Annotated in this window: 17 protein-coding genes; 8 read left to right on the plus strand and 9 right to left on the minus strand. The window is 65.1% G+C overall.

Features of this window, described 5'->3' with window-relative positions:
- Window positions 1-58 precede the first annotated feature (58 nt).
- From AB3G45_RS00570 to AB3G45_RS00580, 3 genes are all read right to left on the minus strand, one after another.
- Window positions 59-370 carry a MocE family 2Fe-2S type ferredoxin gene (locus tag AB3G45_RS00570; protein ID WP_367828729.1) on the minus strand — a complete coding sequence of 104 codons (312 nt, stop codon included), beginning with the start codon at window positions 368-370 and terminating at the stop codon, window positions 59-61.
- On the minus strand, window positions 367-1,401 hold the full coding sequence (locus AB3G45_RS00575; RefSeq protein WP_367828730.1) for a sterol desaturase family protein: 1,035 nt from the start codon (window positions 1,399-1,401) through the stop codon (window positions 367-369). Before AB3G45_RS00575 ends, AB3G45_RS00570 begins: the two co-directional genes overlap by 4 nt.
- A gap of 173 nt (window positions 1,402-1,574) precedes the next feature.
- Window positions 1,575-2,576, minus strand: coding sequence for a LacI family DNA-binding transcriptional regulator (locus AB3G45_RS00580; protein ID WP_367828731.1), 1,002 nt, complete (start codon window positions 2,574-2,576; stop codon window positions 1,575-1,577).
- Window positions 2,577-3,013: 437 nt separating this feature from the next.
- On the opposite strand from AB3G45_RS00580, the gene repA reads away from it, so the two are divergent.
- The 3 genes from repA to repC all read left to right on the plus strand — a co-directional run bounded on the left by repA (window position 3,014) and on the right by repC (window position 6,644).
- Window positions 3,014-4,222, plus strand: coding sequence for a plasmid partitioning protein RepA (gene repA / locus AB3G45_RS00585; protein WP_367828732.1), 1,209 nt, complete (start codon window positions 3,014-3,016; stop codon window positions 4,220-4,222).
- A 70-nt stretch (window positions 4,223-4,292) separates the two neighbouring features.
- On the plus strand, window positions 4,293-5,267 hold the full coding sequence (repB, locus tag AB3G45_RS00590) for a plasmid partitioning protein RepB (RefSeq protein WP_367828733.1): 975 nt from the start codon (window positions 4,293-4,295) through the stop codon (window positions 5,265-5,267).
- Between the two features lie 156 nt (window positions 5,268-5,423).
- Window positions 5,424-6,644, plus strand: a complete 1,221-nt coding sequence (gene repC / locus AB3G45_RS00595) for a plasmid replication protein RepC (RefSeq protein ID WP_367828734.1) — start codon at window positions 5,424-5,426, stop codon at window positions 6,642-6,644.
- 97 nt (window positions 6,645-6,741) lie between these two features.
- On the opposite strand, the gene AB3G45_RS00600 is transcribed toward repC, so the two are convergent.
- Window positions 6,742-7,110: a hypothetical protein gene (locus tag AB3G45_RS00600; protein WP_367828735.1), complete on the minus strand. Its 369-nt coding sequence runs from the start codon at window positions 7,108-7,110 to the stop codon at window positions 6,742-6,744.
- On the opposite strand from AB3G45_RS00600, the gene AB3G45_RS00605 reads away from it, so the two are divergent.
- From AB3G45_RS00605 to AB3G45_RS00625, 5 genes are all read left to right on the plus strand, one after another.
- Entirely contained in the window at window positions 7,091-7,354 is a 264-nt protein-coding gene (locus AB3G45_RS00605) for a hypothetical protein (protein WP_367828736.1), read from the plus strand. The genes AB3G45_RS00600 and AB3G45_RS00605 overlap by 20 nt on opposite strands.
- Window positions 7,351-8,133, plus strand: a complete 783-nt coding sequence (locus AB3G45_RS00610) for a hypothetical protein (protein WP_367828737.1) — start codon at window positions 7,351-7,353, stop codon at window positions 8,131-8,133. Before AB3G45_RS00605 ends, AB3G45_RS00610 begins: the two co-directional genes overlap by 4 nt.
- Before the next feature lie 12 nt (window positions 8,134-8,145).
- On the plus strand, window positions 8,146-8,961 hold the full coding sequence (locus AB3G45_RS00615) for a hypothetical protein (protein ID WP_367828738.1): 816 nt from the start codon (window positions 8,146-8,148) through the stop codon (window positions 8,959-8,961).
- Between the two features lie 45 nt (window positions 8,962-9,006).
- Window positions 9,007-9,591 (plus strand): TetR/AcrR family transcriptional regulator, encoded by a 585-nt coding sequence (locus AB3G45_RS00620; protein ID WP_367828739.1) that lies wholly within the window; start codon window positions 9,007-9,009, stop codon window positions 9,589-9,591.
- Between the two features lie 97 nt (window positions 9,592-9,688).
- Entirely contained in the window at window positions 9,689-10,045 is a 357-nt protein-coding gene (locus AB3G45_RS00625) for an alcohol dehydrogenase catalytic domain-containing protein (RefSeq protein ID WP_367828740.1), read from the plus strand.
- Here AB3G45_RS00625 and AB3G45_RS00630 read toward each other — a convergent pair.
- The 5 genes from AB3G45_RS00630 to AB3G45_RS00650 all read right to left on the minus strand — a co-directional run bounded on the left by AB3G45_RS00630 (window position 10,042) and on the right by AB3G45_RS00650 (window position 15,774).
- Window positions 10,042-10,341, minus strand: a complete 300-nt coding sequence (locus tag AB3G45_RS00630; protein WP_367828741.1) for a hypothetical protein — start codon at window positions 10,339-10,341, stop codon at window positions 10,042-10,044. The genes AB3G45_RS00625 and AB3G45_RS00630 overlap by 4 nt on opposite strands.
- Window positions 10,342-10,449: 108 nt before the next feature.
- Window positions 10,450-12,180, minus strand: a complete 1,731-nt coding sequence (locus AB3G45_RS00635; RefSeq protein WP_367828742.1) for an NADPH-dependent assimilatory sulfite reductase hemoprotein subunit — start codon at window positions 12,178-12,180, stop codon at window positions 10,450-10,452.
- A gap of 10 nt (window positions 12,181-12,190) precedes the next feature.
- On the minus strand, window positions 12,191-13,993 hold the full coding sequence (locus AB3G45_RS00640) for an assimilatory sulfite reductase (NADPH) flavoprotein subunit (protein WP_367828743.1): 1,803 nt from the start codon (window positions 13,991-13,993) through the stop codon (window positions 12,191-12,193).
- A 268-nt stretch (window positions 13,994-14,261) separates the two neighbouring features.
- A complete protein-coding gene (locus AB3G45_RS00645; RefSeq protein WP_367828744.1) occupies window positions 14,262-15,473 on the minus strand; it encodes an MFS transporter in 1,212 nt (403 codons plus the stop codon).
- A gap of 97 nt (window positions 15,474-15,570) precedes the next feature.
- Complete coding sequence (locus AB3G45_RS00650; RefSeq protein ID WP_367828745.1) at window positions 15,571-15,774, minus strand: cold-shock protein; 204 nt, start codon at window positions 15,772-15,774, stop codon at window positions 15,571-15,573.
- Between the last annotated feature and the right edge of the window lie 38 nt (window positions 15,775-15,812).

Below are 15,812 nucleotides of genomic sequence, written 5' to 3' on the forward strand. Positions count from 1 at the left end.
TGCCGGTCCACCCGCTCGCACTCCGGAGGCCCGACGGGCCCGCTTTCCGGCGCACGCCCTAGCCGAGGGCGACGCGAACCTCTCCGTCGATCACCTCGGCGGGATAGGTTTTCAGGTTCTCGCAGGCCGGCAGGCGCAGGGCCTCGCCGGTGCGATAGTCGAAGGCACCGGAATGCTTGGGACATTCCACCTCGAAATCCATGACCAGCCCGTCGGCGAGATGGATCGCCTCGTGGGTGCACAGGCCCGCCGTGCAGTAGACGTTGTCGTCCGGCGCGCGGTAGACGGCGTAAGTGCGGCCGCCATGGTCGAAGCGGACGGCGCCTTCCTGTTCGATCTCTTCGAACTTGCAGACGGATACCCAGCTCATTCGGCGGCTCCCTGGACTTCCGCGCGGGCCTTGCGGGCGGCAAGCTTCTCCTTGCGCTTGCGGTAGCGGTCCTGCATGCGGGCTTCGCCTTCCGCCGAGCCGTCGTGCCAGGTGCCGAACCACTTATCGAGCGGGATCAGGGCATCGCCGTAGTTCACCTCGAAATATTTGTGGTGCAGGTAGTGCGCATAGGCGTGGCTATCGACCAGCGTCTCCTCGCCGACCTCCACCTTGTCGAAGCCGACATGGCCGGGAATGGCGCCGAAGCCGGCATAATGGAGCTGGTAGAGCATCAGGACGGGGTTGGACGGCAGGACCAGGTGGTAGAAGGCGGTGCCGAGATAGAGCAGGTGCTCGACCGGATGCATCGACAGTGACGACCAGGGCGACGGATTCACCGAATTGTGGTGGACGGAATGCACCCACTTGTAGAGGAACGGCGTGTGGATGAGCCGGTGGATGCAGAAGAAGTGGAATTCATGGATGATCGGCACCACGAGGGCGACGAGCGCCAGCGTCCACGGATTTTCCGCAAAGCTCAGCCAGGGCGCATAGCCGTTGGCATAGGCCCAGAGCATGGCAACCTCGATTCCCGTCCAGATGGTAACGCCCGAAAGGAACGTGCGCAGGATGTTGTCGAGGTTCTGGCTTTCGAACCAGAAGGCCTTGTTCTTCTGGTCGGCGGGGAATTTTCCGTTGTACTTGAAGCGGTTTTCCTGCCGCTTCAGCACGTAGAGATGCACCTCGAAGGCGCCGTAGAAGAGGAGCACGCAGAGAGCGTTCACCGCATAGAGCCAGGCGGCCCAGCCGAGGCCGAGGCTTTGCATCGTCTCGACCGGGGGGACCACCCAGGCCCAGTAGGCGACGGCGGAGGCCGCGAAAACGGCATTCCACGGAAAGAAATAGTGCGGCAGCCATTTCAGCACCGCCAGGAGGCGGGGCGGAAAGACGAACAGCGGCGCGGTTTCCACCGGCTGGTGCGGCGCCCAGTCCCCGCGCTTGTTGCGCGTTCCGTATTTTAGATCGTCCATTGCGCTCTCCCTCGGACGGGCGGGCGGCTCAGCACCCGCGGAATTTCCTCGACGGGAGGAACGCCTGATGCGCCGCCGGCCGCGCTGGGCCCTGCGCAATGCCGGCCTTCCTCCCGACTTGGAAATTATCAAGTGCGGGCCGGAATGCCGAAGGGTTCCTTGATCAAATCAGATCAGAGGCCTTCGGCGGTGATGGTGATGAAACGGATGGGGCTCGGGTCCGGCTCGACATCCGTCAGGCCGATGCGGCGCAGGACGTGGTCGAGCGCGCGCTGGGCCTGTGCTTCCGGCGCCTGGTCCAGCACGACATCCATGATGCCGTCGCTGAGCGCGCTGCGGGTGTAGTCGGTCAGTTCATGCCCGATGAACAGGATTTCCCTGCCCCGCGGATGGCGGCGCAGCACGCTGATCAGCGCGGAATTGGCGCCGCCGGCATTGTAGAGGCCAACGAGGTCCGGATATTTGTCGAGCGCGATGGCGAGGGTCTCCGCGCTGAAATGCTCCTCGTCCCGGGTGAAGCCGAGCCATTCGAAGGCGATCGGGCCGGGATGGGCGGCGAAATAGTCGGAGAAGCCGCGGATTCGGTCGCGATGCACCTGGTAGATCGGATGGCACAGCGCGACGACGGGGCCTTGCGCCCGGGCCATGCGGGCGATGAAATACGCCGCGGTTCGGCCGGCCGCCTGGTTGTCGATACCGACGAAGGCGCCGGTCTTTTCCGAGGCGCGGGTGACGACATGCACGATCGGCACGCCCTCGGCGGCGACCGCTTCCACCGCCGCCCTGATGAGCGGGCTGTTGGGCACCGCGAGGATCAAGCCGGCGCGCGGCAGGTCGGTCGAGCGGATATGGCGCGCGATCTGTTCCGGGTTCATCTCCTCGGTAAAACTGCGATGCACGACGACCAGAGGATCCAGCGTTGCCGCGATGCGCTCGAACGCCTTGGACAGGCGCCTATAGAACGTCGTCTCGGGGCGGACCATGAGGACTTCGATGCGCAGCAGGCCGCGATGCGCGTCGGGCAGCGTGCGGGGATAGTTGAGGCTGCGGGCGGCGATCACCACCTTTTCCGCCAGTTCCGGGCGCACGCCGCCCCGCCCGTTCAAGACCCGCTCCACCGTCGCGGTGCCGACGCCGGCAAGGCGGGCGATGTCCCGGTAACTGGACTTGCTCATGGTATTGCGGGCTCCTCGAACCGGTCTTGGCGGGCCTTGCGCCTGCCGCGCGTTTGCGCACGAATGCACCATCAAATCCAGGCCGCCAGCAAGACCCGATCTTGAAAAATCTGTCGATGCCCCTGCGAGCCCGCAAGGCATGGGCGAAGCGTCGCGGAAGTGGCAGGATGATGCGCGATTCGGCTTCCGGCGTCGCCGGTCGTCGCTCCGGCTGCGGTCCGGGCGGGTCGAGAAGGATCGGGGCGCTCGCGGCGGGCGTCTGCGGCCAGCGAAAAAAGCCCCGCTGTGGCAAGGCGTTAGCGTTTCGCAGCCGTCTCACCGCGGCACGCGGGTCGGTTGTTCACCTTAAAAACCTTGCCCCCCCTAGAGAATCGCACATAATCCCGCTTATGTGGCTTCCTACGACGGAAAATCGTTATCTGAGAGAATGACCGTTCATGAACGCTAATCCGAGCGCTTCGGTGCACAACCCTGTGAATTTCGAGGACCAGATTCTCGAGCAGGGTGATCTCATCTCGAAGAAGCTGCACCTGCTCAGCGTGCAACGATTCCCGCCGAATGCGAGGAAGACGTTGCGGACGTTCTCGCTTGCCGAGGTGGCGCATTATGTCGGCGTCTCGCAGAGCACCTTGAAGAAACTGCATCTCGACGGCAAGGGGCCCTCCCCTCAGACCTCCGCGTCGGGTCGCCGTTCCTATACCGCCGAGCAGATGCTGGAACTGCGCCAGTATCTCGACCAGCACGGCCGTTCGGAAAGCCGCATGTATGTGCCCTATCGCCGCGGTGGCGAGAAGCTGCAGGTGGTCGCCGTCGTCAATTTCAAGGGCGGCTCGGGCAAGACGACGACCGCAGCACACCTGGCGCAGCATCTCGCCCTGACTGGGCACCGGGTGCTGGCCGTCGATCTCGACCCGCAGGCCTCCCTCTCCTCCTTGCACGGTTTCCAGCCGGAGCTCGACCAGGTGGCCTCGATCTACGAAGCCATCCGCTATGACGGGCAGAAGAAGGCGCTGGCCGATATCATCCGGCCGACCAATTTCCCCGGGCTCGATATCGTCCCGGCCAATCTCGACCTGCAGGAATACGAATACGATACGCCGCTGGCCATGACGGACAAGTCGTCCAACGAGGGCAAGACCTTCTTTACCCGCATCTCGCGGGCGCTGGCCGAAGTGGACGACAAATACGATGTCGTGGTGATCGACTGCCCGCCGCAACTCGGCTACCTGACGCTGACGGCTCTGACGGCCGCCACCAGCGTGCTCATTACCATCCATCCGCAGATGCTGGACGTCATGTCGATGGGCCAGTTCCTGCTGATGCTGGGCGGCATCCTGAAGCCCATCCGCGCGGCCGGCGCGGAGGTCAATCTCTCGTGGTATCGCTACCTCATCACCCGTTACGAGCCGATGGATGTGCCACAGGCGCAGATGGTCGGCTTCATGTCGACCATGTTCCACGAGTTCATGCTGAAGAACCAGATGTTGAAATCCACGGCCGTCTCCGACGCCGGCATCACCAAGCAGACGCTCTACGAGGTCGAGCGTGCCAGCATGAACCGGGCAACCTATGACCGGGTGCTGGAATCGCTCGATGCCGTCAACAGTGAAATCGCCGAACTCATCCACCGATCATGGGGACGCTGATTTGTCGGCTGACAAAAACAGCACTTATTGAAGGAAAAACAATAGGCTGAGGCCTATCGGAACTGACAAGATGGCAAGAAAGAACCTCCTTGAGGGCCTGGCCGCCCTGACAGACGACAACACCGTCACCGCTTCCTATCCGATGCGGGGCGCGGGAAAGTCGCTTGTCCGCTCGCTGGACGAGCTTGCCCGGCAGGCCGACCGCTTCCTCGAAGGCGAGGCGGTCGTCGAGTTCGATCCGGAGCTGATCGACGATTCCTTCGTGCAGGACCGCCTGGCGCGGGACAATGACGATTTCCGCGAGCTCGTCGAAGCGATCCGGGAGAGGGGGCAGGACACGCCGATCCTCGTACGGCCGCATGCGACGGAGGCGGGACGCTACCAGGTCGTCTTCGGTCACCGACGGCTGCGGGCCGCACAGGAACTCGGCCGCAAGGTCAAGGCGGTCGTCAAGTCGATCGACGATCGCACCCATGTCATCGCGCAGGGCCAGGAGAATTCCGCGCGCGCCAACCTGACCTTCATCGAGCGGGCGCTTTTCGCCCGGCGCCTGGAGGATCTCGGCTACGACCGGGAGGTCATCTTCTCGGCGCTGGCCGCCAATGCGGCGACGATCTCGAAGATGATGGCCGTCACGGAACGCATTCCGGCCGATATCATCCGCGCGATCGGCGAGGCGCCGGGCATCGGCCGGGAGCGTTGGGTCGAACTCTCGCTTCTCGCCGGCAAGACCTCCAACAATGAGAAGGTGCGCGGCATCGTGAACGATGCCGATTTCCAGGCGCTGTCGGCGGATGAGCGCTTCCTGGCGCTCTACGCCGCGTTGAACACGAGCACGCGCCCGGTCCGGAAGACCGAGCCGGCTTCGGCCAAGGCGCGGTGGGAGCCACAGGACAAGTCCGTTCTCGCGGAGATCAAGAACAGCGGCAGGATCTTCTCGCTGTCGATGAAGGCGAAGAACGCCGCGCGTTTCGGCGACTTTCTTTCGCGCAATCTGGACGCGCTCTATGCGCAGTTCCTGGACGAGGAAAACAAGGGAGACTGAACAGCAAAAGAAAAAGGCCCCCAAACGGTTGCCCGCGTGGAAGCCTCTCTCAGAACTAAGCAATCCGAGAATCGCATTTCCACGAATCACAGTCAAGAGTCTTTGGCACCCTTTTTGGTGAGCGGATTTCTTTTGCCTTTTGGAAGGTGAAGGAAAATGCAGACTGGACATGTGACGACGCCCTTCGGGCGGCGGCCGATGACGCTCGCCCTGGTGAAAGGCCAGTTCGAGACGGCCAATATCCGGCGCGGGAAGTCCGCCGATAAGTGGAAGATCTACCGTGATGCCTGCGACGCGCGATCGCTGATGGGCCTGCGTGACCGGGCGCTCGCGGTTCTCAACGCGCTCCTGTCGTTCCATCCCGAGGTGGAGTTGAAGGAGGACGCCAATCTCGTCGTGTTTCCCTCCAATGCCCAGCTCTCCGCGCGGGCGAACGGCATCGCCGGCACGACCCTTCGCGAGAACCTGGCGCTCCTCGTCCAGGCGGGCCTCATCCACCGCCAGGACAGCCCCAACGGCAAGCGCTACGCGCGAAAGGGCAGGGACGGCACGATCGAGACCGCCTACGGCTTCAGCCTGGCGCCTTTGCTCGCCCGGTCGGAAGAGCTTGCGCAGATGGCCCAGCAGGTCGCCGAAGAGCGCCGGCACCTGAAGATCGTCAGGGAGCGCATCTCCCTCATGCGCCGTGATATCCGCAAGCTGATCTCCGCGGCGATGGAGGAGGGGGCTGCGGGCGACTGGGGCCGCATCGAAGACCACTATGTGGCGGCTGTCGCCCGCCTGCGGTTCGCAAAACACGCCGCCGAACTGGAGGGGCGCCTCGACGAACTCGCCCTGCTGCGCGACGAGGTGGTCAATAGGCTGGAAAATCAGCTTATTTCTCAAAAAACCGACGCCAATGCTGCCGAATACCGTCAGCATATACAGAATTCAAAACCCGACTCCATCCATGAACTTGAACCCCGCTCTGAAAAAGAGCAGGAGGCGCCGTCGGCTTCCGGTAAGGAGCGTCCTGCCGAACCGATGAAGGCATTCCCCTTGAGCATGGTGCTGCGGGCCTGCCCGGAAATAGGGATGTACGGGCCAGACGGCAGGGTTTCCAACTGGCGGGACCTGATGACGGCAGCCGTCGTCGTCAGGTCGATGCTCGGCGTCAGCCCGTCGGCCTATCAGGAGGCCTGTGAAACCATGGGACCGGAAAACGCCGCCGTCGCGATCGCCTGCATTCTCGAGAGGGCAGGGCATATCAGTTCGCCCGGCGGCTATCTGCGCGACCTGACGCGAAGGGCGGTGCGCGGCGAGTTCTCGCTCGGCCCGATGCTCATGGCATTGTTGCGGATGAACGGCAGGGCGGAGGCCATCGGGAATGCGAGCTAGTCGGAGCTGGGCGATCCCGCCAAAGCGGTTTCGTCCTTTCGATCCGGAACCGACCGCCGGCGCCAGGAGGCGAGGGCCGGCGGTCGGAGTGGCTCCGTTACCGGACCGTGATGGTGACGCACCCCGAAAGCGATTTGCCCTTCACCTTCGAGGAGCGGTTTCGCGTGCAGAATCTGTCCTTGCCCTTGAAACCGGCATTGGGCGTGTAGATCAGACCTTTTCCCGCGACGACGGTAATCTTGCCACTCTTCGGCTTGCTGGTGAAGGTGACATCCGTGGCAGGGATTCGGGTCTTGCGGACGTCATCGGTGAAACCCGGGAAGCTGATCTTGCAGCTCTTGTCGCGGGTCGTCATTTCGAACTTGCCGGCTCCTCTGCCGGTGCCCCATCCCCGGCCGTTGCTTCCGCTGCATGCGGCATGGACGGTTGAAACGGAAAAGCATCCGATGACGAAGGCGGTGGCCAAAGTTGTCGCCGAGGCGCGCATATATTTCACTCCCGTGTTGATTTCCTTGCTGGTGGACCGGCAAATCAAGCGGGGCGCCGCCGCCTGGTTCCGGTGCCTGAAGGGAAGCAGAATTCCCGGAATTGGCCACCGAAAAATCGGGCAATTTCAGGAAAAATCGGAAAAACGTCGGCAAAAGCCGGTTCATCTTTTCATCCCTCCCGCTAAGGTATGGCTATACGGCAAGAGGGAAAGTTCGCCTTGATCTCGGAAGAATGGGACCGGTTCGGCAACTGGCACAGGCTGTTCGACAGGCTCTGCCGCCTGCGCGGATATTCGGAGAACGCCCAGTTGGCGAGCGCCCTGTGCCGGGAGCTCAGCCGTTCGAGCGAACGGGATTTCCAGGCGGCCGAGAAGAACCTGCGCAACTGGCGCCGGGGGCGGCGCATCCCGCTTCGACGCAACGCCGCCATTCTTGCAAGATTGCTCGATGTCGAGGCCGATCCCGCCCTCAAGAGACGGTGGGACAGGACCTACCGCGCCCTGCAGGACGGCGAGGCGGGCGATGCTCTCGGTAGTCCCAGCCCCAAGGCTCCCGTCGCCGACAGGATCGCCCCGCCGCAGCGCACTCTTCTCCTGTGGGCGGCCTTGCCGGCCGGTCTCCTGGCCGTGACCGGTTTGCAGGGCCTTGCGGCTTCGGGCGATGCCTCGATGGATACCGCAACGCTTCCGACCGTTGCCTACAACGCCCGGGCCTTCCTCTCCGTCGGAACGGAGAAGCTCATCCACGGCGTGGCCGAAGGATGCGACGGCCCGCCCTCCGACTGGGCCGACATGGCGGCGTATCTGTCGGAAAGCGCCACCGGCGCTTTTTCCGACGGGGGCCTGGCGACCAAGATGATGAACGGTTGCGGGAAGGAGATGGTGGTGCGCGCCGTCAAGTTTATCGCCATCCGCCCGGGTGTCGAGGAACTGGAGGTGCTCGGCGCCTACTTCAAGATCGAGGTGACGCCGTCCTCGATCGACCCTGGACGAGGCCCCTGAAGGAAGATGCCCATGGCGCGGACTTTCGAGCACGTCGATAGCTGGCACAGGCTGTTCGATGCGCTGTGCGAGGAGAGCGGATTTTCCGACAACATGTCGCTTGCCGCGCGATATTGCGAGATGACGAGCGGCCAGGGGCAGAAGCAATTCGACACGGCCGTCCGCAATCTCAACAACTGGCGCTCCGGCCGCCACCTTCCCCGCTCCCGCAGCGTCCGGGTCCTGGCGCGGTTGCTGGAAGTGGAAAACGACCCCGCGCTGATGGCGCAATGGGAGACCCTGTACGACCAGGCGGGCAATGCCACGGACGGTCTTGCCGACGAGACCGTAGAGGATACCGCGGCGCCCGTTCCCGCGCGGGGCAGGAGGACTGTCGAAGGGCGGCCGGTCGTGATGGTCCTTGCCGGCGTTGGCCTCTTCTCGCTGGGCCTGGCAACCGGCCTCCTCTGGGATTCGGAATGGCGGCCGTGGCGGACGCACCTCGATGATGCGCCCCTCATCTCCTACCTGCCGGAAGTCCGCCTAGTCGTCGGCCAGAGCCGCATCATCCACGGCGAACGCGGCGATTGCGGCCGGTCGCCACGCGAATGGCGCGATGTCTGGGGCAACCTGCCCTCCTCGCGCATCGGTGAATTTTCCGATGCGGGCGTCGTTCGGCGCTATTCGATGTTCTGCAAGGGCGTGACGCCGGCGCGCGGTATCCGCTTCACGGCGAAGGTGCCCGGCACGGAGGAAATGTATGTGACGGGAGACTACATGAAGATCACCGTCGTGGACGAAGTGTCGCTGACGGCAGCATCTCCCAAGGCCGACGAGACCGAGCGCTGAGTCTTCGTTATTGACTGATCGATCCATAATGTCTAGCGTCGCGGCATGGCGAGACCGAGAGAATTCGACAGGGACGAGGTCCTGAAACGGGCGATGGAGGTTTTCTGGGCGAAGGGCTATGCGGCCACGTCGACGGATGACCTCATCAAGGCGATGAAACTGGGGCGCCAGAGCTTCTACAACGCTTTCGGCGACAAGCGGACGATGTATGTCGAGGCACTGGACGCCTATCAGCGCGGCACGACCGCCGGCCATCTGAAAAGGCTGGACGAACCTGCATCGGCGCTCGACGGCATCCGGTCGCTGCTGACCGGCCTGATCGCGGAGGATGACATCGTCAGGGACAGGGGATGCATGGGGGTCGGCTCGGTTTCCGAGTTCGGCACCGCGGACGAGGCGCTGGTCGCACGCCGGTCTGGGGTGAACGCGACCCTCGGCTTGCGCATCGGCGAACGCATTCGCGAAGGCCAGGCGAGCGGTGAACTCGACCCAGATCTGGCCCCGGAAGAGGCCACCGCCTTCATCCAGTTGACCATGACCGGCCTGCAGCTTGCCGCGCGGGCAGGCGCCGGCCTCGAGGATCTCCGGTCGATGGGGCGCTTTGCGGCGGAGCGTCTTCGCCGCCGCTGAAACGAGGCCAGGTCGGTCGCGGCCTTTTTTCGATAACTTATGGACTGGCTCAAGAAGTGTCGCCCCGGAAGGCCGATTCGAACATGGAAAAGGGCAGATGAAAGCAGTTGTCATGAACAGGGCAGGCGGGCCGGAGGTCATAGCCTATATCGAGCGGCCCGATAAGCAACCGGGACCGGGCATGGTGCTGGTGAAGGTTGCCGCCGCCGGCGTGAACTTCATGGATATCGGCGTGCGCCAGGGTTCGCTCTGGGCGGAGGAGAACAATCCGAAGGTGATGGACGTCGAGGGGGCGGGCGCGGTTGTCGCCGTCGGGGAGGGTGTTTCCAGATTCAATCGCGCCACCGGGCAAGCTGCTGCTGATCCCCTGACGGGCAGGGCCGGTCTGTCCCCGCGTGAGCCCTTCGCGTTTCACGCGCGCCCCGCCTCGGCTGCAAACCTGGAAAGGCCCTAGATCCCCGACCCGTCGAGCTCCTGCTCGTCCTCGCCTTCCCAGGGTGAGGGCGCGCGGCCGGGGCTGGCCGAGGGCATCGGCATCCAGCACTTCAGCTCCGGTTCGGCATATTCGATGATGCAGCCGGGAGCCGAATCGGAGGCGCGCCAGCCTTCCGCGCCGAACCGGTCGCCATGCGCCCAATAGGCGACGTCCACTTCCGCCGGTCCCTGCTCGGACGAGCGAACCGTGACGAGGACCCGGCTACCGTCCCTCGGCGCGCTTGTCATGTGGCGCCATCGGTCTGGATCGTCCATGGTTTTCCTCCTCCATTGCTGCGCGAGGAAGTGTCGCCTCGCCATCGAACGCGGTCAACCCAAACTTTGCACGGGGTCGGTCGGCGTCCTTTGCGCTGGCCGTTCCGATCAGTCGTTGAAATGGCGGCCTTCGGTGACCTCGGCGACATGGCCGGCGCGGATGGCGAAATCGCCGAAATGCTCGCCGGGCCGGCGCCGGTGCGCGAAATCGGCGATCACCGTGCCGAGCAGGTCGAGGATCGCCGGCTCGGCCGCGTTCTCCAGCACCATCTTGTTGAGCCGCTGGCCGGCGAAGCCACCGCCGAGATAGAGGTTGTATTTGCCCGGCGCCCGGCCGGTCAGCGCGATCTCGGCGATATAGGGACGTGCGCAGCCGTTCGGACAGCCGGTCATGCGGATGGTGATCGGCTCGTCCGACAGGCCGTGCCCGGCCAGGATGGTGTCGATCCTGCTGATCAGCGCCGGCAGGTAGCGCTCGCTCTCGGCCATGGCGAGGCCGCAGGTCGGCAGCGCCACGCAGGCCATGGAGTTGCGGCGCAGCCCGCTTCCGCCGTTGAGCCCGTCGAGGCCGTGCGCTTTCAGGAGCGCCTCGATGGCCGGCCGGTCCGCAGGCTCCACCTCGGCGATGATGAGGTTCTGGTTCGGCGTGACGCGGAAGGTGCCGGAATGCGCCTCGGCGATGGCGCGCAAGCCGTCGAAGAGCGCGAGCGATCCTATATTCTTCACGCGGCCGTTCTCCACGCGCAGCGTATAGTGCTCGCGCCCGTCCTCGCCGCGCTGCCAGCCGAGCGTGTCGCCGTTGGTGGTGAAGGTATAGGGGCGCGCTTCTTCCAGCGTGAAGCCCAGCCGGTCCTCGATCGCCGCCTTGATCCAGTCGAGCCCCTTGTCGTCCACGGTGTATTTGAAACGGGCGCGGCTGCGGTCGGCCCGGTCGCCATAGTCGCGCTGCACGCCCATGACGGCGTCGCAGGTCTCGATCACCCTGTCCTTTGCGATGAAGCCGATGAGGCTGGCAAGGCGCGGATAGGTCTTCGGCGCCTGGTCCGTCCGCCCCATACCGCCGCCGACCGCGACGTTGAAGCCGAGGAGTTCCCCTTTCTCGACGATGGCGATGAAGCCGAGGTCCTGCGCATGGACGTCGATATCGTTGACGGGGGGGATGACGAAGCCGATCTTGAACTTGCGCGGCATGTAGGTACGCCCGTACATCGGCTCTTCCGGTGCCTCGCCCCGCGCCTGGCGCTCCTCGCCGTACCAGATCTCCGGATAGGCGCCGGTCTTGGGGGTGGCGTGGTCGCTGGCCTGTCTGGCAAGCGCGTAGACCTCGCCGTGCAGCGCCGAAAGTGCGGGATTGATCGAGGCCATGACGCCGCGCGCATCGTCGCCGCAGGCCGCCTTGGTGTCGAGAGCCACGTCGCGCAGCCCCTGCATGACGGCCTTGAGGTTCTTCTTGTGCAGGTAGTGGAGCTGGAAGGTCTGGCGCGTCGTCAGCCGCAGCGTGTCGCCGGCATAGGTCCGGGCGAGCGCGTCGAGCTTCAGCCATTGCGACGGCGTCAGCACGCCGCCCGGAAGCCGCACGCGCGCCATGAAGCGATAGGCGGGCTCCAGCTTCTGTCGGCGGCGCTCGTCGCGGATGTCGCGGTCGTCCTGCTGGTAGAGGCCGTGGAACTTCATCAGCTTGATGTCGTCGCCGGGAACGGCTGCCGTCAGCGGCGCGGCGAGCCCCTCGGCGATGGTGCCGCGAAGCTGGTCGCTGTTCGCCTTCATCGTCTCGTCGGCGGTGAGCCGTTCGAGCGGCTGGGAGATATCGCGGCTGCGGTCGGTTTGAAGAAGGGTCATCGTCGGGGCCTCAATAGACGTCGATCTGGTAGCGGCGGCTTTCCTGCAGCGCGGCAAGGTATTCCTCGGCAGCGGCCTTGCCGCGGCCGCTCTGCTCAGCGACGATCGCCGCAAGGGCGCGGTACACGTCGGGGGCGAGCCGCGACCCGTCGCCGCAGACATAGAGATGTGCGCCCTCCTCCAGCCAGGCATAGACGTCGCGCGCCTCCTCCAGCAGCCGGTGCTGCACATAGGTTTTCTCCGCCCCGTCGCGCGAGAAGGCGACGTTCATGCGGGAGAGGACGCCGTCCTTCAGGAAGCCCTGCCATTCCGTCTGGTAGAGGAAGTCGCTGTCGAAATTGCGCTCGCCGAACAACAGCCAGGTGCGGCCGTCTGCCCCTTGCGCTTCCCGCTCCTGGAGGAAGGCGCGATATGGCGCGATGCCCGTGCCGGCGCCGATCATGATGATCGGTGCATCATCCGCCGGCAGGCGGAAGCGCGGGTTTTCCTGCACGTAGACCGGCAGCACGGTCTCCGGCCCGGCATGGCGTGAGAACTGGCCGGAGGCGACGCCGAAGCGCTCCTCCCCGTTGAGGTCGTAGCGCACGGTGCTGACTGTCAGGTGCACCTCGTCGGGGATGGCCTTGGCGGAGGAGGCGATGGAATAGAGCCGCGGCTGCAGCGGACGAAGCCCTGCGGCGAGCGCCGCCGCATCGACGCCGGCCACCGGATAGCGGCGCACGATGTCGATGACGTGGTTCTCCCGCAGGAATGCCGTGCGCGCATCGCCGGCGAGGTCCTTCAGGGTGCCTGCGCCACTCAACTCCGCCCAGTGATCGAGGAAACGCGGCGTGGCGGCGGTGATTTCCAGCACCGCGTCGAGGGCCACGCCGAGCGTCGTCGCCTCGTCCTTCAGCGTCAGGGCCTCGCCGCCGGAAAGGCCGAGCGCGGCGAGAAGGGCCTCCACGAGCGCCGGGTCGTTGCGCGGCTGCACGCCGAGCGCATCGCCCGGTTCGAAGACGAGGCCGGAGCCTTCCAGCGACAGTTCGACATGCCGCGTCTCCTTGCTCGAGCCGCGTCCGGTCAGCGCCAGGTTCTCGATGACGATGGCGGGAAAGGGATTGCGCTTGTCATGGGCGGCGGTCGGCGCGAGGCTTGCCGCAGCGGGAACGGCGCCCGGCGGGGGCGCGACGGGGGCGAGGGCGGCAAGCGCGGCGTCGATCCAGCCGGCGGCGGGATCGTCGTAGTCGACGTCGCAGTCCACCCGTTCGCGCAGCCGCTCCGCACCGAGTTCGGCGAGGCGGACATCGATCCGCCGGCCGGCGCCGCAGAAGAATTCATAGGTCGAATCGCCGAGCGCCAGCACGGCATAGCGCAGGCCATCCAGCCGCGGTGCCTTGCGGCCCTCGACGAATTCGAAGAAGCCCGCGGCGGAGGCCGGCGGCGCGCCCTCGCCATGGGTGGAGGCAACGATCAGCAGGTCCTGCTCCTCCTTCAGCCGCCGCGGCTTGTAGTCGGCCATGTCGATGAGGGCCGGGTCGAGGCCGGCGGTGCGTGCCTTCTCCGCAAGGCGCCTGGCGACGCTTCCGCCGTTGCCGGTTTCGCTGCCGTAGAGGATGGTGAGGGTGCGTGCGGCCGCGGGGCTCGCGGCCGTGCCGGAGCCGAGGCCGGCCGTCACGAGGTGAGCCGCTTCCGGCCGCACGGCATCGGCAAGACCCGCGAAGTAGCCGCTGAGCCAGAGTGCCTGTTGCGGCTTCAGGGCGGTGGCGACGGTGCGCACCGTCTTCCACTGTTCCTCGCTCAATCCGGGTCCGTTGAATTTCGAGAGAGTCATGGCGTCCGCTCGCCTCCTGCGGCCGGAAATCCGGCATTTCCAATGGGTTCGGCAGGACTATTGACGGCGGCTCGGGGCCGAGACAAACGAATGATATTGCAGGCTCACTGCAAGAAAATTGCAGTCAACGCCTTTTGAGGCGCCTGTTCCACAGGGGCAGAAAGACGCGTTTCGTGCGTTTTGCCGCAAGCGGGTTTCTTGGGACAATGTTCCCTTCGCGGTCCGTCGATTTTTTCGCCGACGGGCCGGGCTGACCGGCTTGCGGCCGCTAGGCGGCGCCTTCCTCTATCTTCGGCAGGAACCAGGCGAGGAGCCCTGCAAGCGGCAGGAAGGAGCAAAGGACATAGACCGTTTCGACGCCGTAGGCATCCGCAAGGATGCCGAGCAGCGCGGCGGCGATGCCGCCGAGCCCGAAGTTCAGGCCGTAGAACAGCCCGCCGATCAGCCCGATGCGGTGCGGCAGCAGCTCGATCGCGTAGATCAGGATCGAGGCGAAGGCGCTTGCCATGATCAGGTTGATCAGCACGGTGAGGATGCCGGTCCAGAGCAGGTCGGCATGCGGCAGCATCAGCGTCAGGGGAAGCGGCCCGAGGACGGAGATCCAGATGATGCGGTAGCGCCCGATGCGGTCGCCGAGAATGCTGCCGGCAAGCGCCCCTGCGGCCGAAGCCAGCAGGAAGAGGAACAGCATCATCTGCGCCGAGGGGATAGAGAGGCCGAACTTCTCCATGAGATAGAAGGTGTAGAACGACTTGAAGCTCTCGCCATAGGCGTTCTTGGTGAACATGAGCGCCGTCAGGACGACGAGGCCGACGGCGATGGTCGCGGGGGCGTGACGGATCGCGCCGCCCGCCTTCCTGGCCTCCCCGCGCAACGCCGCGAATTCTGCGCTGATCTGGCGCTGCTTGCCGCCGATCCAGCCGAGAAGCATCATTGCCAGCAAGGCGAGGGCGGCGAACCAGGCGAGGCTCGGCTGCCCCAGCGGCACGATGACCAGTGCCGCGAAGACCGGGCCGAGGGCGCCCCCGGCCTGACCGCCGACCTGGAAAAGCCCCTGCGCCAGTCCCTGCCGGCCGCCGGCCGCATAGCGCGCCATGCGGGTCGCCTCGGGGTGGAAGATGGAGGATCCGATGCCGATCAGCGCGACCGAGACCAGGATCACCGCATAGCTGTGCGCGAAAGCGAGGCTGACGAGCCCGGAAAGCGTGAACATCATGCCCACGACAGGCGAATAGGGGGCGGGGTGTTTGTCCGTCACCATCCCGATGGCCGGCTGCAGCAGCGAGCCGGCGATCTGGAAGGTCATGGTGATCATGCCGATCTGCACGAAATCGAGCGCGTAGGCCTCCTTCAGGATCGGATAGGCCGCCGGGATCAGCGATTGCATCAGATCGTTGAGGAGATGGCTGAGACCCAGAACGACGAGGACCGCGAGATGGGTTCTCGGTTGAGTCGGAGTAGCGCGGATGGCGACTGTCATGGCTGCTTTCGGGACCCTTCGGACGCAGAGACGCGAGGTCTGCGGCGGCATCCGCAGACCTCGCGCATCACGGATCGTCTTCGAATACGGAACGTGCTCAGATCGAGCGGACGTTTTCCGCCTTCGACTTCCCGGTCTTGCGGTCCTGGCCGATGTCGTAGCTGACCTTCGTGCCGTCCTGCAGCGGCCCGCCGGATTGTACCGCCGAGACGTGGACGAATACGTCCGGTCCGCCGCCATCGGGCGTGATGAAGCCGAAGCCCTTGTCCTGATTGAAAAACTTAACCGTTCCGGTAGCCATGATATCCTCGTGATCTAGCGGCGTCCTGCCGCCGCAGG

Source organism: Shinella sp. S4-D37, assembly GCF_040812195.1.
Classification (GTDB): domain Bacteria; phylum Pseudomonadota; class Alphaproteobacteria; order Rhizobiales; family Rhizobiaceae; genus Shinella.